Raw genomic sequence first — 21,760 nt, 5'->3', positions numbered from 1 at the left:
ACCCGCGCTGTCGGTCGACAAGCGCCCTGCCGCCCCGATAGCGGGGCCTTCGGCCGAGCGCGCGCCGTTGCCTACATTTGATTGACGCGACATAAGTCTGCTCCGCCTCCCGTCACATCCTGAAGACGCCGAAGCCCTCGGCGCCCTTCACTGGTCCATTGTGGATCACGGACAGGCTGAGCCCGAGCACCGTGCGGGTGTCGCGGGGGTCGATGATCCCGTCGTCGTAGAGCATTCCGGAGAGGAACATCGGCATCGACTCCGCCTCGATCTGCCCCTCCACCATGGCGCGCATGGCGGCGTCGTGGTCCTCGTTGTAGTCCTGGCCCCGCGACGCGGCGGCGGCGCGGGCCACGATCGACAGCACACCAGCCAATTGCTGCGGCCCCATGACCGCGGATTTCGCGCTGGGCCAGGCGAACAGGAAGCGGGGGTCGTACGCGCGGCCGCACATGCCGTAGTGCCCGGCGCCGTACGAGGCGCCCATGAGCACCGACAGATGCGGGACCTTCGAGTTCGACACGGCGTTGATCATCATCGCGCCGTGCTTGATGATGCCGCTCTGCTCGTACTCCTTGCCGACCATGTAGCCGGTGGTGTTGTGCAGGAAGACCAGCGGGGTGTCGATCTGGTTGGCCAGCTGGATGAACTGCGCCGCCTTCTGCGATTCCTCACCGAAGAGCACGCCTTGGGCGTTGGCGAGGATGCCGACCGGGTAGCCGTGGATGCTCGCCCAGCCGGTGGCGAGGCTGCTGCCGTACAAGGGTTTGAACTCGTCGAAGTCCGAACCGTCGGCGACCCTGGCGATCACCTCGCGCGGGTCGAACGGCACCTTGAGGTCGGTGGGCACGATGCCGAGCAGGTCTTCGGCGGAGTACAGCGGCTCGGCGTAGTCCGGCTTCGGCGTCGGCCCCTGTTTGGTCCAGTTGAGTCGTTTGACGATGCTGCGGCCGAGCCGGATCGCGTCCTCTTCGTCGGCCGCGAGGTAGTCGGCGAGGCCCGAGGTGCGGGCGTGCATTTCGGCGCCGCCGAGCGATTCGTCGTCGGACTCCTCACCGGTCGCCATCTTGACCAGCGGCGGCCCGCCCAGGAACACCTTCGCGCGTTCCTTGACCATGACGACGTAGTCCGACATGCCGGGCAGGTACGCGCCGCCCGCGGTCGAGTTGCCGAACACCAGCGCGATCGTGGGCACCTTCGCCGCCGAAGACCGCGTGATGTCACGGAAGATCCGGCCGCCGGGGATGAAGATCTCCTTCTGCGTCGGCAGATCCGCACCGCCGGACTCGACGAGGTTGATCACCGGCAGGCGGTTCTGCGCGGCGATGTCCGCGGCGCGATAGCTCTTCTTGGCCGTCCACGGGTTGCTCGCCCCGCCTTTGACCGTGGGATCGCTCGCCGAGATCATGCATTCGACGCCTTCGACGACGCCGATGCCGGTGATCACGCTGGCGCCGACCTGATAGTCCGAACCCCAGGCCGCGAGCGGCGAGAGCTCCAGGAACGGCGAGTCCTCGTCGAGGAGGAGTTCGATCCGCTCGCGGGCGAGCAGCTTGCCGCGTTTGCGATGCCGGGTGACGTACTTTTCGCCGCCACCCGCGATCGCCTTGGCCTGCTCTCCGTCGATCTCGGCGAGCTTGCCGAGCATGGACTCGCGGTTGGCCGCGAACTCCTCGCTCTTCGAGTCCACTGTGGACCTGATCGTGCTCATGCGGTGTATCCCAATCGCTTCGCGGCCAAGCCGGTGAGGATCTCGTTGGTCCCGCCGCCGATGCCGAGGATGCGCACGTCACGGTAGTGACGCTCCACTTCGGACTCCCGCATGTAGCCGAGTCCGCCGTGCAGCTGCACGGCCTCGTTGACCACCCATTCGGCGGTCTCGACGGCGGTGTTCTTCGCGAAACAGGCTTCGGCGATGACCTCTTCGCCCGCGACGTGCCGCTGCGCGACCTGCCGGGTGTAGGCGCGGGCGACGTCGATCTTGCGGGCCATCTCGGTGAGCTTGTGCTGAACCAGCTGCCGGGAGATCAGAGGACGGCCGAACGTCTCCCGCAAGCGGCACCAGTCCAGCGTCAAGTCCAGCGCCCGCTGCGCGTGCGCGTAACCCTGCACCGCCAGTGAGACCCGCTCGGTGACGAACTGCGTGGCGACCTGCGCGAACCCGCTGTTCTCCGCGCCGATCAGGTTCTCCGCGGGCACCCGGACGTCCGCATAGGACAGCTCGGCGGTGTCCGAACAGAGCCAGCCCATCTTCTCCAGCTTGCGCGAGACGGTGAAACCCGGCGTACCCCGCTCGACGACGATCAGCGAGATGCCGTGGGCGCCGGATTCGCCGGTGCGGACGACCGTGGTCACGAAGTCGGCGCGACAGCCCGAGGTGATGAAGGTCTTGGCGCCGTTGATGACGTATTCGTCGCCTTCGCGGACGGCCGTGGTGCGGATCCCGGCGACGTCCGAGCCGCCGTCGGGTTCGGTGACCGCGAGCGAGCCGATCTTGGCACCTTCCAGCGTCGGCCGCACCCAGCGCTCGATCTGCACCGGATCGCCGGCCGCCGCGATGTGCGGGACGGCGATGCCGCAGGTGAACAGCGAGGCGAAGAGCCCGCCGGAACCGCCCGCGTAGTGCAGTTCTTCGGCGATGACGACGGCGTCGAGGTAGTCGCCGCCTCCGCCGCCGACCTCTTCGGGAAAGCCGACACCGAGGAGCCCGAGTTCCCCGGCCTTGCGATGCAGGTCGCGCGGCAGCTCGCCTTCGCGCTCCCACTCGTCGAGGTACGGCAGGATCTCGGCTTCGGCGAACCGCCGGACGGTCTTGCGCAGCTCGACGCGTTCCGGCGTGGAGAAGGGGTCGGTCACAGGAGAGCCTCCGGGATGTCGATCTCGCGGGAGCGCAGCCATTCCCCGAGCGCCTTCGCCTGCGGGTCGAACCGCGCCTGCGACGCGACGCCCTCGCCGAGGATGCCTTCGACGACGAAGTTGAGCGCCCGCAGGTTCGGCAGGAGATGCCGCCGGACTTCGAGGTCCGCGGTCTCGGGGAGCAGCAGTTTGAACTCGGTGACGGTGAGCCGGTGCGCGAGCCAGCGCCACGCCTCGTCCGACCGGGCCCAGACGCCGACGTTCGCGTTGCCGCCCTTGTCGCCGCTGCGCGCGCCGATCACCCTGCCGAGTGGCGCCCGGCGGACCTCGGCCTGCGTGAACGGGGCAGGCAGGGCTTCGTTGTCCACTTCGGACAGAGGGAGGGTTTCGGCGGCGGGCGCGATGTCACGACGCGTTCCGTCCGGCAGGACGGCGACATGCGGAACCTCTCGCGCGTCGACGAAAGCGGCTCGGTAGACGCCGTAGGGCGACGCGGCCGCGGGTGGCGCGGTGACGTGGAAACCGGGGTAGCTCGCCAGCGCGAGTTCGATCGCCGCTCCGCTGAACGCGCGTCCGGCGACCTCCGGGTCCGCGTCCTTCACCGCGACGTGCAGCAACGCGCTCGCCTGCTGTTCGGTTTCGGCGTCGGGACGCTCGGTGCGGGCGAGGGTCCACTTGACGTCGGCGGGCGGCCGGGCTTTGAGCGCGCCTTCGAGTTGTTCCTTGACCAGCGCGGCTTTCGCTTCGATGTCGAGTCCGGTGAGGACGAACGTCGTCTCGTTGCGGAAGCCGCCGAGACCGTTCAGGCACACCTTGAGCGTCGGCGGTGGCGGTTCGCCGGTGACGCCGCTGATCCGGACGCGGTCCGGACCGTCTTCGGCCAGGGTCAGCGTGTCGAACCGGGTCGTGACGTCCGGCCCGGCGTACCGAGCGCCGGTGATTTCGTAGAGCAGTTGCGCGGTAACGGTTCCGGCGTTCACGATGCCGCCGGTGCCAGGGTGTTTGGTGATCACGCTGGAGCCGTCGGCGGAGATCTCGGCGATCGGGAAGCCCGGGACGCCGATCTCGTGCTCGGTGAAGAAGGCGTAGTTGCCGCCGGTGGCCTGCGTGCCGCATTCGATCACGTGCCCGGCCACGACAGCGCCCGCCAGCGCGTCGTAGTCGTCGCGCGCCCAGCCGAAGTGCGCGGCCGCGGGCCCGACGATCACCGAAGCGTCGGTGACGCGCCCGGTCACCACGATGTCGGCGCCCGCGTTCAGGCAGTCCGCGATCCCCCACGCGCCGAGGTAGGCGTTGGCGGTCAGCGTCTTGCCGAACCCGAGTTCTTCGGCGCGCTGGATCAAGTCGTCGCCCTCGACGTGCGCGATGGCGACGTCGACGCCGAGTTTCGTGGCCAGTTCGCGGAGCGCGTCCGCGAGTCCGGCGGGGTTGAGCCCACCGGCGTCGGCGACGATCTTGACGCCCTTTTCCTTGGCCAGCGCGAGGTTCGCCTCCATCTGGCGGAGGAACGTCTTGGCGTAGCCGCGGTTCGGGTCCTTCATCCGGTCGCGGCCGAGGATGAGCATGGTCAGCTCGGCCAGGTAGTCGCCGGTCAGCACGTCGAGCGGGCCGCCGGTGAGCATCTCGCGCACGGCGGAGAACCGGTCACCGTAGAACCCGGACGCGTTGCCGATCCTGATGGGTGCGGTCATGCGAACTGACCCGGCTGCCGTCCCGCGCCGGGAGGTCCGGCGAAGGCCTGCGCGATGCCGAGCCATTCCTCGACGTCGGCGCCGGTGGCGACCAGGTCGGTGTCGTCGGGATGGCGGCGCTGGGTGATGACGAGGCAGAAGTCGACCGCGCTCCCGGTGAGCCGCTGCCCGGCGTCCTCGGGCCCGAACGCCCAGGTGGTGCCGTCCGGCGCGGCCAGCTCGACGCGGAACTCCTCGGCGGGCGGGGCGAGCGAGTTGAGCTTGTAGGCGAAGTCGCGGGTGCGGGTCCCGAAGCGGGCGATATGCCAGATCCTGGCCGAGTTCTCGCGCGGGACGCCGAGCGCGTCGAAGATGTCCTGACCGTGGGCCCAGGTCTCCATGAGCCGCGCGGTCACCATGGACGCGGCGCTCATCGGCGGCCCGTACCAGGGGATTTTCTGCCCGTCGGGCACCGCGGCGAGTGCTTCGGCGAGTTCCGCGCGACCGGCGCGCCACTCGGCCAGCAGTTGACGGGGCGGCGTTTTCGCGCCCTCGGCCGCTCCGTCGTCGACGTAGCTCTCCCCGGTCGCGAGGAGTCCTTCGATCTCGGCCTGCCACTCGGCCTCGGAGCCGCGCGCCGCGATCAGCGCCTTCTTGTCGGTCCAGGCCAGATGAGCGATCTGATGGGCGATCGTCCAGCCTTCGGCCGGGGTCTGCCGCGCCCAGTCCGACGCGGGCAGATCCGCCACCACGTCGTCGATGGCCTGCGATTCCGCCGCGAGATCCCCAAGGATCACGCCCAGGTCAGCCATGCCCGCCTCCTCGCGTCCCCCTCAGGCTGGCACCCCTCGCCAGAAAAATCAAGCACGCCTGATTGTTTTGCTCGCCTGCGCCCACCGACCCAAACCGCATTCAGAGGACTAAATGCGTGACATGGCGTGACACGACGCCGCACTCACGTGATCAGACACGGAACTCGCGTGTCCGGACTCCGCACACCAAGGACGGCGTCCAGTCACGCGAGTTCCGCCTTCCGTCACGCGAGTCCCGTGCTCAATCACGCGAGTCACGCGCCTGATCACGCGCGTCCGCTCGTCAGGGCCGCTCGAACTCCCGGATCAGCACCGGGTACTGCTCCCCGCCGTGCCCCGCCGCGATCGCCCGGTCGGCCATCGCCTTGATCAGCTTCGGCAGTTCGGCGTTCACGCCCAGCGCCTCGCTCTCCTCGACCATGTGCGCCATCGCCCGCACGTCGGTCTCCAGCGCCGACACCTCCGCGGGGAAGGAACCCTTGTCGACCTGCTCCGCGTAGCCGGGCAGCCAGCCGGCCACCCCGGCGGCGATCTGCTGCGCGAACGGCGCGTACGTCGCGGCGTCGACGCCGGCGGTCTTGAGCATCGCGGTGCCCTGGAGCCACGCGTTCAGGACGCTCCACATCATCGTCAGGCCGGCGACGTCGTACAGCGACGCGAGCCCGGGGTCCTCGCCGAGGTGACTGACCGTGCCGAGCGCGCCGAGGTCGAAGTCCGGCAGCGGCCCGCTCAGCAGGATCACCGCCTCCTCGGTACCGATCGACGACGGGATGGCCATGATCGCGCCGTCCAGGTAGCGGGCACCCCGTTTTTCCGCCCAGGCGGCGGTTTCCCGCGCTTGACCGGAATCGCCCGAGGTCAGGTTGACCAAGGTCGCGCCTTCCAGCGCGGCATCGTCGAGCAGGTCGCGCACGGCCGGGTAGTCGGTGAGGCACACGATCGTCGTGCCGCCCGCCGCGAGCGCGTCACCGATCGTGGGCGCGAGCCGCGCACCCTCGGCCACCAAAGCCGAAGCTTTGGCGGCGGTCCGGTTCCAGACGGTGGTGGGATGCCCGGCCGCGAGGAACGCGCGGGCGAGCGCGGTCCCCATCAGGCCGAGGCCGAGAACTGTCACAGGTGCGGTGGTTTCGTTGTCCATGGCTGCATCGTCGACGTTGAGACCGGTATGAAGGTCAAGTGGGAAACACGATGAAAATCGGGGAACTGAGCCGCCGCACGGGAGTCAACACTCACCAGCTGCGCTACTACGAAGCACAAGGACTCCTGGAGGCGGAGCGCGCCACGAACGGCTACCGCGAGTACGACGAAACCGCCGTCCTGCGGGTGAAGCAGATCCGGCACCTGCTCGCCGCGGGCCTGTCGTCCGAAGACATCGCGTACCTGCTCCCTTGCGCGATCGGCGAGGAGCCCGAGCTGATCGGCTGCCCCGAGCTGCTGGCCGCGATGCGCGAACGACTCGGCAAGCTCGACGAACAGCTGGACAGGATCATGCGATCCCGCACCGCGCTCGCCGGGTACATCGAAGCGGCCGAACAAACCGGCAAGAAGACCTACGAGCTCTTCGCCTGAGCCCTTATTGACACCTTGTCAACATAGTCTTACTTTCACGTCATGAGCGCGTACGCCGAAATCACCTACGAGGTCGCCGACCGCATCGCGACGGTCACGCTCAACCGGCCCGAGGCCCGCAACGGATACACCATCCGCATGGCCGACGAACTCGGCGACGCGATGGACCGGGCCGACAGCGACGAAGACGTCCGAGTGGTGATCCTGACCGGCAACGGCAAGGACTTCTCGGTGGGCGCCGACCTCTCGCAGGGCGGTTTCGACTTCGACCCGGAGTCCGGGCCGGACGCGGCGTGGCAGGAACCGGCGGGACGCTGCTCGAAACGGATCTTCACGATGAACAAGCCGGTGATCGCCGCCCTGCGGGGCGCGGCTGTCGGCGGCGGCGTCACGATCACGCTGTCGTGTGACTACCGTCTGGCGTCCACCGACTCCCGGTTCGGTTTCGTGTTCGTCCGCCGCGGCATCTATCCCGAGGGCGCGTCCGCGTGGTTCCTCCCCCGGCTCGTCGGGATGGGCACGGCACTCGACTGGATGATCAGCGGCCGCGTCTTCGGCGCCGAGGAAGCGAAGAGCGCCGGTCTGGTCCACAGTGTCCACGAGCCCGGCGAAGTGCTCGGCAAGGCCCGCGAACTGGCGCTGGAGATCGCCACGACCACGTCACCGGTTTCGGTCGCGGTGACCCGCCAGCTGCTGTACCGGATGGCGAGCGCCGAATCACCGTTCCCCGTGCACGCACTGGACTCACGGCTGATCGGCGGCCTGGGCTCCAGCCCGGACGCCGTCGAAGGGGTCATGTCCTTCCTCCAGAAACGACCACCGGAGTTCTCCATGCGCGTCGACACCGACCAGCCCGCCTACCTGCCGTGGCGGAACGCGTGACCGCCTATCCCCCCGAACCGTGGAACCTGGCGGGCCAGGCGCACCTGTCGATCTGGCGTGTCCCGGTGAGCGAACTGCCGGAGCTGCCAGACGGTGTCGAGCCGATCGTGGTGGGCGGCCGCGCGCAGGTGTTCACCGCCTGGATCGACTACCAGGAACCCGGGCAGCTCCAGTATCACGAGCTGCTGGCGACGGTCGCCGTCCGCGGCGAACGCCTGTCCAGCTCCATCACGGACATCTGGGTCGACAGCGAGGTCTCGCTCGCCGGCGGCCGCGCGCTGTGGGGCATCCCCAAGGATCTCGCCGCGCTCGACTTCACTCACGGGCGGACGTTCACCGCTTCGGCGGCCACCCACGAGGACTGGATCGCGACGGCCGCCTTCACCGTCCGCCCGAGCCTTCCGGTGCGGATGCCCGCGGCCTTCGACGTCGTCCAGATGCTGGACGGACGTCTCAAAAGAAGCCCCGTCCGAGCGAAGGCGAAGCCTCGCCCGGCCGCCGCGGACTGGCGGATCAACGAGCACGGACCGCTGGGCTTCCTGGCCGGTCAACGGCCCGTCCTGAGTGCCTGTCTGCGCGATTTCACGATCGTTTTCGGCGGCTGACCAGCCGCTCAGCGTGATCGTCTAACCCGCCAGGGTGAGACCACGACACGCCACCCATTGGGGCACGTGCAGCCTCCGACCCCTACATGTAGTCTCTGGGAACCGGCACCGCCCAGCGACGGGGAGACCGCTCAGGAGCGGTGGTCGGACAGCTTTGTGAACGTGCAGCGCACGGCCTTGTGAGGCCTTGTGGTGCTTCAACGCGCCCTTTGGAGTGACGATGTCAGTCGATACCGGTCAGCGGCCACCCTCGTCTTCGGACACCACCCCCGCGACCGTGCGAGTCATCCGGCGGGACGGCAGCGTGTCCCCCTTCGACGCGAACAAGATCTCGGTCGCCGTGACCAAGGCCTTCCTCGCCGTCGAGGGCGGTGACGCGGCCGCTTCGTCGCGGATCCACCACCTGGTCCAGGAATTGACCGAGCAGATCGAGTCCTCGCTGCTCCGCCACGCCGGTCCCGAGACCGCGCTGCACATCGAGCAGATCCAGGACATCGTCGAGCTCGCGCTGATGCGCGGCGAGCATCACAAGGTCGCCCGCGCGTACGTCCTCTACCGCGATGAGCGCGCGAAGGCCCGCGACGCCGAAAAGCCCGCGTCGTCCGACGTCGCGATCAGCGTCAAGGCGGCCGACGGCACGCTCCGCCCGCTCGACTGGGCCCGCGTCTCGCACGTGGTCGGCGAGGCCGTCGCCGGTCTCGAGGACGTCTCGGCCGAGCCGGTGCTGGCCGAGGCCAAGCGCAACCTCTACGACGGCATCAGCGCCGACGAACTCGCCCTCGCCCAGATCATGGCCGCGCGCGTGCTCGTCGAGCAGGAGCCGAACTACTCCTACGTCAGCGCCCGGCTGCTGGCGGACAAGCTCCGCGGCGAGGCGCTCAGCTACCTCGCGGGCGTCCCGCAGCAGGCCAGCCAGGACGAGATGACCACCCGGTACCCGCAGTACTTCCGGGACTACCTCAAGCGCGCCATCGAACTGGAGCTGGTCAACGCCGAGCTGCAGACCTTCGACCTGGACAAGATCACCGCGGCGATCCACGCCGAGCGTGACCTCGACTTCGGCTTCCTCGGCCTGCAGACCCTGTACGACCGGTACTTCCAGCACCACAACGGCGTCCGCTTCGAACTGCCGCAGGCGTTCTTCATGCGCGTCGCCATGGGTCTCGCGATCCGCGAAGACGACCGTGAAGCCCGCGCGATCGAGTTCTACGAGCTGCTCTCGTCGTTCCACTTCATGGCGTCCACCCCGACGCTGTTCAACTCGGGCACCACGCGCCCGCAGCTGTCGTCCTGCTTCCTGACCACTGTGGACGACGACCTCGACTCGATCTTCCAGGCGTACAAGAACAACGCGCTGCTGGCGAAGTACTCGGGCGGCCTCGGCAACGACTGGACCCCGGTCCGCGGCCTCGGCGCGCACATCAAGGGCACCAACGGCCAGTCGCAGGGTGTCGTGCCGTTCCTCAAGATCGCCAACGACACGGCGGTCGCGGTGAACCAGGGCGGCAAGCGCAAGGGCGCGGCCTGCGCGTACCTCGAGACCTGGCACGTGGACATCGAGGAATTCCTCGACCTGCGCAAGAACACCGGTGACGACCGTCGTCGCACGCACGACATGAACACCGCGAACTGGGTGCCGGACGAGTTCCTCCGCCGGGTCGAGGCCGACGCGCAGTGGACGCTGTTCTCGCCGAACGAGACCCCGGACCTGCACGACCTCTACGGCAACGCGTTCGCCGAGCGTTACCGCGAGTACGAGGCCGCCGCCGAGCGCGGTGAGCTGAAGGTGTTCCGCAAGATCCGCGCGGTCGACCTGTGGCGCCGCATGCTGACCATGCTGTTCGAGACCGGCCACCCGTGGATCACCTTCAAGGACCCGTGCAACCTGCGCTCGCCGCAGCAGCACGTGGGTGTCGTGCACTCGTCCAACCTCTGCACCGAGATCACCCTGAACACCACCACCGACGAGGTCGCGGTCTGCAACCTCGGCTCGGTGAACCTGCTCAAGCACGTCACCCCCGAGGGCATCGACGCGAAGCGCCTCGAGAAGACCGTGCGCACCGCCGTCCGCATGCTCGACAACGTGATCGACATCAACTTCTACACCATCCCGGAAGCACGCCGGTCCAACCTGCGGCACCGCCCGATCGGGCTCGGCCTGATGGGCTTCCAGGACGCGCTGTTCGAGATCGGTGTCCCGCTGTCCTCGGAAGAGGCCGTCCAGTTCGCGGACACCAGCATGGAGCACATCAGCTACTACGCGATCTCGGCCTCGACCGACCTCGCCGAGGAGCGCGGCCAGTACCAGACGTTCGAGGGTTCCTTGTGGAGCAAGGGAATCCTGCCGATCGACTCGATGCAGCTGCTGATCGACGCCCGCCAGGGCGACGCCCTCGACGTCGACACCTCGTCCACTTTGGACTGGGCGCCGCTGCGCGAGCGGGTCAAGACCGTCGGTATGCGCAACTCCAACGTGATGGCGATCGCGCCGACCGCGACGATCTCCAACATCGTGGGCGTCGGGCAGTCGATCGAGCCGCTGTTCCAGAACCTGTTCGTCAAGTCGAACATGTCCGGTGACTTCACCGTGGTGAACCCGCACCTGGTCCGCTCGCTCAAGGAGCGCGGGCTGTGGGACGAGGTCATGGTTTCGGACCTGAAGTACTTCGACGGCAGCCTCGGCCAGATCGACCGCGTGCCGGACGACCTGAAGGCGCTGTACGCCACCGCGTTCGAGATCGAGTCCAAGTGGCTCGTGGACGCCGGTTCGCGTCGGCAGAAGTGGATCGACCAGGCGCAGTCGCTGAACCTGTACATCGCGGCACCCAGCGGCCGCAAGCTCGACGAGCTGTACCGCTACGCCTGGCACAAGGGCCTCAAGACCACGTACTACCTGCGGGCGCGGTCCGCGACGCACGTGGAGAAGAGCACCCTGCGCGGCACCGACGGCAAGCTGAACGCGGTCTCGGCCACCCCGGCCCCCGCCACATCCAAGCCTGCCGCTCCTGCCCCGGCTCCCGCCGCTTCGCCCGCTCCGTCGGCCACCGCCGCGGTCTCGCCGTCGCCGGCCGCCGCTGTCCCGGCCGTGCCGGTGACCGCCCCGGCCCCGGCTCCCGCCGCCAAGCCGGAGCCGAAGGAGATGCCGCAGGTCTCGGACGTCGACTTCGTCGCCACCGACGGCGCCGCCTGCCGGATCGACGACCCGGACTGCGAAGCCTGCCAGTAAGACATCCTCGTGAGTGGTAAGGACGGTTAGAACCGTCCTTACCACTCACGACCCCCCACTCGTGAAGTGAGCCGCTCTATGACCACCTTTGACGCTTCCACCGACGCCACCGGTCTCGGTGAGATCGAAGTCGGCGCCGCCCGCATCAACGTCGACGACAAGCGGATGATCAACGCCCGCGCCGACGTCAACCAGCTGCTGCCGATGAAGTACACCTGGGCGTGGGAGAAGTACCTCGCCGGCTGCAACAACCACTGGATGCCGACCGAGGTCGCCATGCAGGCCGACATCGCGCTGTGGAAGTCGCCCGACGGCCTCACCGAGGACGAGCGCACCATGCTCAAGCGCAACCTGGGCTTCTTCGCCACCGCGGAGTCGCTGGTGGCCAACAACATCGTGCTCGCGGTGTACCGCCAGATCACCAACCCCGAATGCCGCCAGTACCTGCTGCGCCAGGCGTTCGAGGAGGCCGTGCACACGCACACCTTCCAGTACATCTGCGAGAGCCTCGGCCTGGTCGAGGGCGAGCTGTTCAACATGTACCGCGAAGTCCCCTCCATCTCGGAGAAGGACGCGTGGGCGCTCAAGTACACGCAGAACCTGGAGAACCCGGACTTCGAGACCGGCACCCCCGAGGCCGACCAGAACTTCCTGCGTGACCTGGTCGCGTTCTACGTGATCTTCGAGGGCATGTGGTTCTACACCGGTTTCGCGCAGATCCTGTCGCTCGGCCGCCGGAACAAGATGATCGGCATCGCCGAGCAGTACCAGTACATCCTGCGCGACGAGTCGATCCACCTGAACTTCGGCATCGACTGCATCAACCAGATCAAGATCGAGAACCCGCACCTGTGGACCGACGAGTTCCAGGCGGAGATCCGCGGCATGCTGACCGAGGCCTGCGAGCTCGAGGTCGCCTACGCCCGCGACACCATGCCGCGCGGCATGCTGGGCCTCTCGGCCGAGCTGATCGAGCAGTACATGCACTTCATCACCGACCGCCGCGCCCAGCAGATCGGTCTCCAGCCGATCTTCGGCGAGACGGAGAACCCGTTCCCGTGGATGTCGGAGGCGATGGACCTGAAGAAGGAGAAGAACTTCTTCGAGACCCGCGTCATCGAGTACCAGTCCGGTGGCGCCCTCGACTGGGACTGACCGTCCGTCCGTAGTACATGAAGGCCCCCTTCCTTGCGCCTAGGTACAGGAAGGGGGCCTTCATGTACTTGCGGGGCCTCGGGCGAAGTGCGGTTCCGCCGCTTCCAACCGCGGCACCGGGACGCCCAATCGGCGCGCTTCTGCCAAGGTGTCCCGGCAGACTTCACGCGGCTCCTCGGCGTCGGGATCGGAGTGCGCCGTGATGCTCACGCGCGCCGGCGCGACATGAGCGGTCAGCCAGGCGAGAACGGGGGCCGTCAGCCAGGTGGGCGCCCGGAACGGCAGCAAACCGACCCGATGACGTCGCAGGTCGAGTCCGCGCGCCTCGAGAAGCGGCAGTAGTTCACGGCCGTTCAGCAACCCCTCGCGCAAGTCGCTCCTCGACCCGGCCAGCCGGGACAGGGAACCCAGCCGCAGGCCTTGCGAGAGCAGGCCCGCGTCCGACGCGAAATGGACCCACAGCCAGCCGCGGAAGTCGGGGCGCTCCTTGATCCGGAGCCCGGCCTCGCGAAACGCCTGGCGCACGGCTCGCTCCCGATCGGTCGGGGGCCGGTCGAGGGTGCCGAAGACGACCGACGGCATCAGCATCCCGCGGAGCACGCCGTCCGCGTCGAAACCGCCACCGGCCTGGGGAAAGCCCCAGGCGATGCGGTCGAGAGGGAGCGGGCCGATCGCGGCCGCCGGCTCGGTCCAGACGTTGCCGAAGACCAGCACCGTGGCCCGGCCGACACGCGGGGCCAGGAAAGCCGTCGCCTCCGGCAGGCGGTGGTGCGAAACGCTGAGCACGATCAGGTCGAAGTCGTGGTCCGGCTCCAGCGTTTCGCGGAGGCGCACCGGCCACTTCTCGACGACACGCTGCCCCCATATCCGGCGCCGCGTGTCGAACAGGTCGAGGTCCACCGAGTCCCCGTACGTCGCCGCGCGGCCCGGCCGGACGTAGAACTCGACGTCATGTCCCGCCTTCCGCAGGGCCCAGCCGTAGATGGTGGCGATCACGCCTCGGCCGAACATCAGGATCTTCAAGCTGGACCTCACGGGGTACGATCGATTTGGAGATTATCTCCACTTTCGAAAATATGGAGATGCTCTCCACTTGTCAACGCGAGGGAGCGCATGACCGCCGACAAGCCGCTGCGGGCCGACGCCCGGCGCAAGCGCGAGGCCCTCCTCGCGAAGGCCCGGGAGATCTTCCAGGCCGGATGCTTCTTCGATCTGCGCTTCGACGACTTCGCCTGCCTGGCAGGCGTGGGCACGGGCACGCTCTATCGCCACTTCCCCACCAGGGAGGCGCTGGCCGAGGCGGTCTACCACGGGGAAGTCGCCGCGCTGTGCGACCGCGCCCGACAGCTCCAGGCCACCCTTCCCCCGGCGGAAGCCTTGGCGACCTTCCTTCGCGACATGGTCGACCACCTAGGCGCCCATGCCGGCCTGGCCAGGACGCTGGCCACCCTCATGGCCGACCGTTCGGGCGCCCTCGCCGAGGGCAGCCGGGCGCTGGAGGAGGCGGTCACCGCCCTCGTGGCCGACGCGGTGCGGGACGGCGCCGTTCGCGACGACGTGGACGCCGGTGCCGTGATGATGGCGCTGCACGGGATCGGTGCGGCCCATGACCGCCCCGAGTGGCGGGCCGAGGCCGACGGCGTCATCACCCTCGTGCTGGACGGGCTGCGCCGGTGACAGACTTTTCTCACATTCCAGCGACCCCGTAGCGGGCCTGAGTACGCTCCGGAGTGCTACTGGTTCGCCCGGCCCTCCAGGCCGGTCGAGGTAACAGGGAACCCGGTGAGAATCCGGGACTGCCCCGCAGCGGTATGTGGGAACGAAAGCCGTCACCGTGCGAGACACGGTAAAGCACTGGGTATGGCACCCGGGAAGCGACGGCCGGTAGGAGCGAGTACGTCGCCCACGAGTCCGAAGACCTGCCCGTGGTACGCGCGCCGACGGCGTGCGTGAGTCCGGGCCTCGTGGGATGGGCACGACCGAACGGCGGTCACTCCTGCGCGCGCTCCGGGCTCCGACGACAAGCTCGCGAGGAGAGAGCTGTGACCGAAATCGGCACGACAGTGCTGGGCTACCCCCGGATCGGACCGGACCGGGAACTCAAGCGTTCACTCGAACGCTATTGGGCGGGCAAGATCGACGAGGCCGAACTGCTGGACACCGGCCGCGCGCTGCGCACCCGCACCTGGCGGGAACTCAAGGACGCGGGGCTGGATTCCGTCCCGTCCAACACGTTCTCCCACTACGACCAGGTGCTCGACACCGCCGAGCTGTTCGGGGCGCTGCCGGAACGCTTCACGACGCTCGGTCTTTCGCCACTCGACACCTACTTCGCCGCCGCCCGCGGGGTTCAGGACGCGCCGGCGATGGAGATGACGAAGTGGTTCGACACGAACTACCACTACATCGTCCCCGAACTCGGCCCGGACACGACGTTCTCGCTCACCGGCGCGAAGCCGCTGGACGAGTACCGCGAGGCCCGCGCGATCGGCGTCGAGACGCGGCCGGTGCTGGTGGGCCCGGTGACGTTCCTGCTGCTCGCGAAGGCGGCCGAGAGCGCCCCGGAGGGCTTCCGCCCGCTGGACCTGCTCGACAACCTCCTCGACGACTACGTCGAGCTGCTGCGGCGCCTGCATGACGAAGGCGTCGAGTGGGTCCAGTTCGACGAGCCCGCGTTCGCGGGAGATCGCACCGAGCAGGAACTCAACGCCCTCATCCGCGCCTATCACCGGCTCGCGAAAGCGACCGCGCGGCCGAAGATCCTGGTCGCCGGGTACTTCGGCGGCCTCGGCCGCGGTCTCGGCGTGCTGGCCCGCTCCCCGATCGACGCGGTCGCTGTCGACCTGGTCACCGACGAGTCCTTTGTGGACGCCGTCGCGGCCGAACCCGCCTTGCGCGACAAGGAGGTCCTGGCCGGGGTCGTGGACGGGCGCAACGTCTGGCGCACCGACCCGGCCCGCGCGCTCAGCCGGGCGGCGACGCTGCTCGGCACCGCGAAGTCGGTCAGCGTCTCGACGTCGTGCTCCCTGCTGCACGTGCCTTACGACGTCGAAAGGGAGGACGGACTCCACCCGCGCCTGAAGGGCTGGCTCGCCTTCGCCAAGCAGAAGGTCGACGAGGTCGTCCTGCTCGGCCGCGCGTTGAAAGAGGACGGCGTCGATCTCGAAGCCGCCCGTGCCGTGGTCGCGGACCGCGCCACCGCGGCCGACCTGACCGACGCGGGCGTGCGTGCCCGGCTGGAGGCGCTGCGGCCGGACGACACCGTCCGCTCCCCCTACGCTCAGCGCGCGGCGGCACAGCAGGCCGCGCTGGAGCTGCCGCCGTTGCCGAGCACGACGATCGGCTCGTTCCCGCAGACCACCGAGGTCCGCAAGGCCCGGGCCGCGCACAAGGCGGGTTCGCTGGACGACGCGGGCTACGAGGCCGCGATGAAGGCGGAGATCGAGCACGTCATCCGGCTACAGGAGGACCTGGGCCTGGACGTGCTGGTGCACGGCGAACCCGAGCGCAACGACATGGTGCAGTACTTCGCCGAGCGGCTCGCCGGGTTCGCGGCCACCGACTTCGGCTGGGTGCAGTCCTACGGTTCGCGGTGTGTGCGGCCACCGATCCTGTACGGCGACGTCTCCCGTCCGGAGCCGATGACCGTCGAGTGGGCCCGCTACGCGCAGAGCCTGACCTCGAAGCCCGTCAAGGGGATGCTGACCGGGCCGGTGACGATCCTGGCGTGGTCGTTCGTCCGCGACGACCAGCCACTGGGCGAGACCGCCCGCCAGGTGGCGCTGGCCATCCGCGACGAGGTGCACGACCTGCAAGCGGCGGGCATCCGCGTCATCCAGGTCGATGAACCGGCGCTGCGGGAACTGCTCCCCCTGCGTGCCGCGGCGCACGAGGCGTACTTCGCCTGGGCGGTTTCGTCGTTCCGGCTGGCGACGTCCGGGATCTCCGACGCGACACAGATCCACACGCACATGTGCTATTCGGAGTTCGGTGAGGTGGTCAAGGCGATCGACGCGCTGGACGCCGACGTCACCAGCATCGAGGCCGCGCGGTCGAAGATGGAGGTCGTCACCGACCTCGGCTCGGCGGGCTTCGGCCGCGGCGTCGGGCCGGGTGTCTACGACATCCACTCGCCGCGCGTCCCCGACGTCGACGAGGTCAGCGGGCTGTTGCGGACCGCCGTCGGCGCCGTGCCCGCCGAGCGGATCTGGGTCAATCCGGACTGCGGTCTGAAGACCCGCGGTTACGCCGAGGTCGAACCGGCCCTGCGGAACCTGGTCGCGGCCGCCCGGGCGGTCCGGGCCGAGCTGGGCTGATCTGTCAGGAAAGGGTCTTTCAAGACGAAAAACGTCTTGAAAGACCCTTTCCTGACACTCGGGGCGGCTCCCTCCCCCAGGGTATTGTCAGGACGTCAACAAGGGTGCGATGGTGGAGCGGTAGCCGGTCTCAACGGGGAGATGGTCACCATGGCGAACACCGTCGAAAGGGTCACCGGGGCGCTGCGCGAGCGGGTTCCGCCGCTCACCTCGATCCCCCTGCCGCGTTCGGTGGACCAGCGCTGGCTCGGCGCGACCTGGCCGGTCCGCGAACTCGCGCCCGCCCCGCCGGGCCTCAAGCCCGTCCTCGGCGACGAAGGCCCACCGGTCATCGGGCACGCGCTGGACTTCATGCGCTTCGGCATCGAGTTCGGCCTCAAACGCCACGAGACCTACGGCCCGGTGTCGTGGATGGGCGCTTTCGGCCGCCGCATCGTCACCCTCTCCGGTCCGGAGGCCACGCAGATCGCGTTGGTGAACAAGGACAAGGCCTTCTCCCAGGAGGGCTGGAAGTTCTTCATCGAGCAGTTCTTCGACCGCGGCCTGATGCTGCTCGACTTCGGCGAGCACCATCTGCACCGCCGGATCATGCAGGCGGCGTTCACCCGGCAGCGGCTCACCGGCTACGTCGACCAGATGGGACCGGCCCTGCGCGACGGCGTCGCCGCGTGGGCGGACCGCCCGAATCCCCGGATCTACTGGTCCCTCAAGCAACTCACGCTCGACGTCGCGACGCGCGTGTTCATGGGTATGCGATCCGGCGACGACGCGGCCGCGATCAACCGCGCGTTCGTGAACTCCGTGCGCGCGGGCACGGCCATCGTGCGATTCCCCGTTCCCGGCGGCCGCTGGGCGGCGGGGCTGCACGGCCGCAAGGTCCTCGAACGCTACTTCTCGGCGAATCTGCCCGCGAAACGGGCGAGCGACGGCGACGACCTCTTCACCGCCTTGTGCCACGCCACCACCGAGGACGGCGACCGCTTCACCGACGCCGACGTCGTCAACCACATGATCTTCCTGATGATGGCGGCGCACGACACCTCGACCATCACCAGCGCCGCCGCCGTCTACCACCTCGCCAAGAACCCCGAGTGGCAGGAACGCGCACGCCGGGAGTCCTTGGCGCTCGGCGACGACGTGCCGGACATCGAGGCGCTGGAAACCCTGGAGACGCTGGACCTGGTGATCAAGGAATCCCTGCGCCTGGTGGCCCCGGTTCCTTCCCTGGCAAGGAAAACCGTGAAGGACACCGAGGTCCTCGGGCACTTCGTTCCCGAAGGGACACTGGTCGGGGTTTCGCCCACCGTCAACCATTTCGCACCGGAGCACTGGACCGATCCGATGCGTTTCGACCCGGACCGCTTCGGCGAGCAACGCCGTGAGGACAAGTCTCACCGCTACGCCTGGATGCCGTTCGGCGGCGGCGCGCACAAGTGCATCGGTCTGCATTTCGGGACGTTCGAAGTGAAAGCGCTGCTCCACGAGGTGCTGCGGGCGTATCGCTGGTCGGTCCCGGAGGACTACACCGCGCGCTGGGACTACGTCTCCCTGCCCGTCCCCGCGGACGGCCTGCCGATCCGGCTGACGGCACGCTGACCCGGCCGGCGAACAACCACTTTCGAGTACTCTTGGTAACTTCCGGTCACCACTCGTGTAGCAGCGATCACCCTTTCAGCCGGTAGACACTCCGGATCACGCGTGATGCCGTGGCACTACACCCGGTCGGCTCATACCTAGTGTGGGTCCGTGTGCTCGGACACCCGGTCTGAGCTGGCCATAAACCGCGCATGAAGAGGTGAAGTGTGCCCGAGCCTGGTTCCGCGCCAGGGTTGGTGGACGTCGCTCGGAGATGGGCCGCGACGCTCGCTGACACTAAAGGAGTATCGCTTCCCCAGGAGCAACTCGAAGAGCTCTTGCTCGGCGTCGCCCAGGACGCCGTCCGGACCGAGCCCGATCACGAGCCCGCCCGGGAGCGCTTCTCCAAGCTCTATTCCGCCTCACCCATCGGGATCGCGTTGGCCGACACCGACGGGAAGATCGTCGAGGCGAACACCGCGCTCGGCAAACTCCTCGGCTGCCGTCCCTCGGCGCTGCGCGGACGGCACATCCCCGACCTCGGCTCCGCCGACCACGACGTCACCCGCCTGCGGAACGGGCTCTCCCAGCTCATGGCGCACGGCAGGCAGACCCAGCAGGAACGCCTGCTGCTGGACCACAGCGAGGAAGGCACGCTCTGGGTCGACGTGACCCTCGCCGACCTTCCCGGCGACCGGCCCGGCTCGACGTACCCGGTGCTGATGGTCGCCGACGCCAACGAGATCCACCTGCTCCAGGAACAGCTGTTGCACCAGAACGTGCACGACGCGCTGACCGGCCTGCCGAACTCCGCCGCGTTCGGCAACACCCTGGAAACCGCGCTGGCCGGGGCGGGCGGCGAGCAGGTCGCGCTCGTCTACCTCGACGTCGACGGTTTCAAGGTGATCAACGACGGGCTCGGCGCCGGCGTCGGCGACCAGGTGCTGCGCGGGGTCGCGACCAAGCTCAAGGCCGTGTTCACCGGCAGGCACAACGGTTCCGTCGCGCGCCTGTCCGGCGACGGGTTCGCCGTCCTGCTGCGCGGCGAGTTCACCTCGCTCCAGGTGATCGCGCTGGTCGAGCAGGCCCTGGAGGAACTGGTCGAGCCGATCTACCTCGGCGGGCACGGCATCGGGGTCAGCGCGAGCGCCGGCATCGTCGTCCGCCCGGCCACCGACGGCGGGCCGGAAGACCTGCTCCGGGCCGCGGAGATCGCCCTGCACCGCGCCAAGGAGGCGGGCAAGGCGCAGTGGATGCTGTTCGACCCGGAACTCGACGCGCGCGACCGCGGCCGGTACCAGCTCGGCGCGGTCATCGCGGGCGCGCTGGAGAACGGCGAGTTCTCGCTGGTCTACCAGCCGACGGTGAAGCTCGCGAACCCGGACCAGCTGGCCGCGGTCAACGCCGGGCTGCGCTGGACCCATCCGGAGAAGGGCGAACTGGACTCCGAAGAGTTCTATCCGCTGGCGCAGATCACCGGGATGACCATCCCGCTCGGCCGGTGGCTGCTGGCGGAATCGCTCGCCGCCACCGCGCGCTGGCGGAACCGGTTCGGCGAGGCCGCCCCGGACGTCTGCGTGCGGCTGCCGAAACGGCTGGCCATCGACCCCGATCTGGTGCTGCTGGTCAAGGAGCAGCTCGACCGGCACAGCCTGCCCGCGCAGGCGCTGCGGCTGTGCACCGACCGCGAGTCCGTGCTCGACCCGCGCGGCGAGGTGCTGGACTCCTTCGCCGTATTGGCCGATCTGGGCGCCCAGCTGGTGCTGACGATCTCCGGCTCGGCCGATCTGGAGCTGATCCCCCAGCACGCGCTGCCCGTCCGCCACGTGATCCTGTCCGGCGCGGTGATCGACGCGCTGGCCGACGGGGAGGACGAGGCCGACGTCCGCCACCTGTGCCAGCTGGTCTCCAGGGCCAAGGAGCTGAAACTGCGCATCGGCGCGGAGGGCGTCCGGAGTCACGAACAGGCCGAGCGGCTGCGGCGGCACGGCGTCCTCGCGGCGCGCGGCTCGTTCGTCGCCGATTCCGCGACCGGGGACGAGGTCGACGAGCTCATCGAACGGCACGCCCACTGACGTGGCAGGATCCGTCCATGGACCAAGGTGACATCGCCCCGGACTTCACGCTGCCCGACGACAAGGGCGAGGAGCGCACGCTGTCGGACTTCCTCTCGTCCGGCCCGGTCGTGCTGTTCTTCTACCCCGCCGCGATGACGAGCGGCTGCACCGCGGAGAGCTGCCATTTCCGCGACCTGGCCGCGGAATTCGCCGAAGTCGGCGCGCACCGCGTCGGCATCAGCCCGGACGCCGTCGCCAAACAGCAGGAATTCTCGGCCAAACACGGCTTCGACTACCCGCTCCTGTCCGATGTGGACGGTGTGGTGGCCAAACAGTTCGGTGTGTGGCGCAAATTCAGCCCGCTGCACGCCAAACGGCACACGTTCGTCATCGACACCGACCGCAAGGTGCTCGAAGTGATCAAGAGCGAACTGAAGTTCACCGTGCACGCCGACAAGGCGCTCGCGGCCTTGCGCGAGCGCAAGACTAAGGACGCTTGAGCCGCCAGACCCGGTTGACGCCCGAGCACGCCGGGGCCAGCGGTGGCGCGGCGGTCTCGTCGCCGAACATCGTGAACCCCAGGCGCGCGGGCACCGCGCCGCTCGCGACGTTGTTCTCGTCGTGCCGGATCTCGACCTCGGGCGCGCCGATCCGGAAGGCCTCGTCCGCCAGGAGCCTGGCGGCTCTGGTGACGAGGCCGCGGCCGGTGTGGTGGCGGCTGAGCCAGTAGCCGATCTCGATCCGCTCCGGATGGGTGATCATGCCCGAGCCGCCGACGACCTCGCCGTCGGCGAAGATCGCGAAGTCGTAAGTCTTGCCCGCCGCCCAGTTCTTCGCGGTGCGCTCGAGGAAGTCGGCGGCGTCCTGGCGGCCGTAGCCGTCGGTGGCCCAGATCATCCAGGCGCCGAGGTGTTCCGCGGAATCCCCGGCGACGGCGGTCAGGGTTTCGAGCTGCTCCGGCTTCCAGCGGCGCAGCACGACGACGTCGTCGGTGAGGGTTTCGGCAGGCGCTTCCATCGGTCCATGGTGCCTCGCCG

Annotated in this window: 17 protein-coding genes and 1 riboswitch; of the genes, 10 read left to right on the top strand and 7 right to left on the bottom strand. The window is 68.7% G+C overall.

Translation table 11 applies throughout. The features are described 5' to 3' along the window. Positions 1–112: 112 nt before the first annotated feature. From ACFWMR_RS13215 to ACFWMR_RS13195, 5 genes are all read right to left on the bottom strand, one after another. A complete protein-coding gene (locus ACFWMR_RS13215) occupies positions 113–1,711 on the bottom strand; it encodes an acyl-CoA carboxylase subunit beta (RefSeq protein WP_378378519.1) in 1,599 nt (532 codons plus the stop codon). Beyond that, positions 1,708–2,856, bottom strand: a complete 1,149-nt coding sequence (locus ACFWMR_RS13210) for an acyl-CoA dehydrogenase family protein (protein ID WP_378378518.1) — start codon at positions 2,854–2,856, stop codon at positions 1,708–1,710. The genes ACFWMR_RS13215 and ACFWMR_RS13210 overlap by 4 nt, the downstream gene beginning before the upstream one ends. Continuing rightward, on the bottom strand, positions 2,853–4,547 hold the full coding sequence (locus ACFWMR_RS13205) for an acyclic terpene utilization AtuA family protein (RefSeq protein ID WP_378378517.1): 1,695 nt from the start codon (positions 4,545–4,547) through the stop codon (positions 2,853–2,855). The genes ACFWMR_RS13210 and ACFWMR_RS13205 overlap by 4 nt, the downstream gene beginning before the upstream one ends. After that, on the bottom strand, positions 4,544–5,338 hold the full coding sequence (locus ACFWMR_RS13200) for a TIGR03084 family metal-binding protein (RefSeq protein WP_378378516.1): 795 nt from the start codon (positions 5,336–5,338) through the stop codon (positions 4,544–4,546). Before ACFWMR_RS13200 ends, ACFWMR_RS13205 begins: the two co-directional genes overlap by 4 nt. Before the next feature lie 283 nt (positions 5,339–5,621). After that, positions 5,622–6,476, bottom strand: a complete 855-nt coding sequence (locus ACFWMR_RS13195) for an NAD(P)-dependent oxidoreductase (RefSeq protein ID WP_378378515.1) — start codon at positions 6,474–6,476, stop codon at positions 5,622–5,624. A 50-nt stretch (positions 6,477–6,526) separates the two neighbouring features. Between ACFWMR_RS13195 and ACFWMR_RS13190 the strand changes: the two genes are divergently transcribed. The 5 genes from ACFWMR_RS13190 to ACFWMR_RS13170 all read left to right on the top strand — a co-directional run bounded on the left by ACFWMR_RS13190 (position 6,527) and on the right by ACFWMR_RS13170 (position 12,775). Beyond that, positions 6,527–6,907 carry a MerR family transcriptional regulator gene (locus ACFWMR_RS13190; protein WP_093934205.1) on the top strand — a complete coding sequence of 127 codons (381 nt, stop codon included), beginning with the start codon at positions 6,527–6,529 and terminating at the stop codon, positions 6,905–6,907. Between the two features lie 42 nt (positions 6,908–6,949). Then, positions 6,950–7,789 (top strand): enoyl-CoA hydratase-related protein, encoded by an 840-nt coding sequence (locus tag ACFWMR_RS13185; RefSeq protein ID WP_378278939.1) that lies wholly within the window; start codon positions 6,950–6,952, stop codon positions 7,787–7,789. Continuing rightward, complete coding sequence (locus ACFWMR_RS13180; RefSeq protein ID WP_378378514.1) at positions 7,786–8,394, top strand: acetoacetate decarboxylase family protein; 609 nt, start codon at positions 7,786–7,788, stop codon at positions 8,392–8,394. The genes ACFWMR_RS13185 and ACFWMR_RS13180 overlap by 4 nt, the downstream gene beginning before the upstream one ends. 220 nt (positions 8,395–8,614) lie before the next feature. Beyond that, on the top strand, positions 8,615–11,620 hold the full coding sequence (locus ACFWMR_RS13175) for a ribonucleoside-diphosphate reductase subunit alpha (protein ID WP_378378513.1): 3,006 nt from the start codon (positions 8,615–8,617) through the stop codon (positions 11,618–11,620). A gap of 66 nt (positions 11,621–11,686) precedes the next feature. Next, complete coding sequence (locus ACFWMR_RS13170; protein ID WP_378378512.1) at positions 11,687–12,775, top strand: ribonucleotide-diphosphate reductase subunit beta; 1,089 nt, start codon at positions 11,687–11,689, stop codon at positions 12,773–12,775. 60 nt (positions 12,776–12,835) lie between these two features. Here the strand turns inward: ACFWMR_RS13170 and ACFWMR_RS13165 are convergent, their stop codons facing one another. After that, the gene (locus ACFWMR_RS13165; protein ID WP_378378535.1) at positions 12,836–13,798 is read right to left on the bottom strand and encodes a ketopantoate reductase family protein; all 963 of its coding nucleotides are present in this window, start codon (positions 13,796–13,798) and stop codon (positions 12,836–12,838) included. A gap of 90 nt (positions 13,799–13,888) precedes the next feature. On the opposite strand from ACFWMR_RS13165, the gene ACFWMR_RS13160 reads away from it, so the two are divergent. The 5 genes from ACFWMR_RS13160 (at position 13,889) to ACFWMR_RS13140 (ending at position 21,223) form a co-directional block, all read left to right on the top strand. Continuing rightward, positions 13,889–14,452 (top strand): TetR/AcrR family transcriptional regulator, encoded by a 564-nt coding sequence (locus tag ACFWMR_RS13160; RefSeq protein ID WP_378378511.1) that lies wholly within the window; start codon positions 13,889–13,891, stop codon positions 14,450–14,452. Positions 14,453–14,495: 43 nt separating this feature from the next. Then, a riboswitch (cobalamin riboswitch) is annotated at positions 14,496–14,716 on the top strand. 101 nt (positions 14,717–14,817) lie between these two features. Further along, positions 14,818–17,091 carry a 5-methyltetrahydropteroyltriglutamate--homocysteine S-methyltransferase gene (gene metE, locus ACFWMR_RS13155; RefSeq protein ID WP_378378510.1) on the top strand — a complete coding sequence of 758 codons (2,274 nt, stop codon included), beginning with the start codon at positions 14,818–14,820 and terminating at the stop codon, positions 17,089–17,091. Positions 17,092–17,232: 141 nt separating this feature from the next. Next, the gene (locus ACFWMR_RS13150; protein WP_378378509.1) at positions 17,233–18,687 is read left to right on the top strand and encodes a cytochrome P450; all 1,455 of its coding nucleotides are present in this window, start codon (positions 17,233–17,235) and stop codon (positions 18,685–18,687) included. A gap of 236 nt (positions 18,688–18,923) precedes the next feature. After that, entirely contained in the window at positions 18,924–20,741 is a 1,818-nt protein-coding gene (locus tag ACFWMR_RS13145) for a putative bifunctional diguanylate cyclase/phosphodiesterase (RefSeq protein WP_378378534.1), read from the top strand. 17 nt (positions 20,742–20,758) lie between these two features. Continuing rightward, positions 20,759–21,223 carry a peroxiredoxin gene (locus tag ACFWMR_RS13140; RefSeq protein ID WP_034311845.1) on the top strand — a complete coding sequence of 155 codons (465 nt, stop codon included), beginning with the start codon at positions 20,759–20,761 and terminating at the stop codon, positions 21,221–21,223. On the opposite strand, the gene ACFWMR_RS13135 is transcribed toward ACFWMR_RS13140, so the two are convergent. Then, positions 21,210–21,740: a GNAT family N-acetyltransferase gene (locus tag ACFWMR_RS13135; RefSeq protein ID WP_378378508.1), complete on the bottom strand. Its 531-nt coding sequence runs from the start codon at positions 21,738–21,740 to the stop codon at positions 21,210–21,212. The two genes, ACFWMR_RS13140 and ACFWMR_RS13135, sit on opposite strands and share 14 nt — an antisense overlap. Positions 21,741–21,760: the final 20 nt, after the last annotated feature.

It is taken from the genome of Amycolatopsis thailandensis (assembly GCF_042723255.1).
GTDB lineage: Bacteria > Actinomycetota > Actinomycetes > Mycobacteriales > Pseudonocardiaceae > Amycolatopsis > Amycolatopsis thailandensis.
Note: the sequence above shows the minus strand (reverse complement) of the source record. Positions and strands in the feature narration are given on the sequence as shown.

Bases quoted from the DNA above. Each gene is read 5' to 3' on its own strand.
- ACFWMR_RS13160 (WP_378378511.1), top strand. From the start codon at position 13,889: ATGACCGCCGACAAGCCGCTGCGGGCCGACGCCCGGCGCAAGCGCGAG.
- ACFWMR_RS13135 (WP_378378508.1), bottom strand. From the start codon at position 21,740: ATGGAAGCGCCTGCCGAAACCCTCACCGACGACGTCGTCGTGCTGCGC.
- ACFWMR_RS13150 (WP_378378509.1), top strand. From the start codon at position 17,233: ATGGTCACCATGGCGAACACCGTCGAAAGGGTCACCGGGGCGCTGCGC.
- ACFWMR_RS13175 (WP_378378513.1), top strand. From the start codon at position 8,615: ATGTCAGTCGATACCGGTCAGCGGCCACCCTCGTCTTCGGACACCACC.
- ACFWMR_RS13190 (WP_093934205.1), top strand. From the start codon at position 6,527: ATGAAAATCGGGGAACTGAGCCGCCGCACGGGAGTCAACACTCACCAG.
- ACFWMR_RS13200 (WP_378378516.1), bottom strand. From the start codon at position 5,338: ATGGCTGACCTGGGCGTGATCCTTGGGGATCTCGCGGCGGAATCGCAG.
- ACFWMR_RS13185 (WP_378278939.1), top strand. From the start codon at position 6,950: ATGAGCGCGTACGCCGAAATCACCTACGAGGTCGCCGACCGCATCGCG.
- ACFWMR_RS13140 (WP_034311845.1), top strand. From the start codon at position 20,759: ATGGACCAAGGTGACATCGCCCCGGACTTCACGCTGCCCGACGACAAG.
- ACFWMR_RS13205 (WP_378378517.1), bottom strand. From the start codon at position 4,547: ATGACCGCACCCATCAGGATCGGCAACGCGTCCGGGTTCTACGGTGAC.
- ACFWMR_RS13215 (WP_378378519.1), bottom strand. From the start codon at position 1,711: ATGAGCACGATCAGGTCCACAGTGGACTCGAAGAGCGAGGAGTTCGCG.
- ACFWMR_RS13195 (WP_378378515.1), bottom strand. From the start codon at position 6,476: ATGGACAACGAAACCACCGCACCTGTGACAGTTCTCGGCCTCGGCCTG.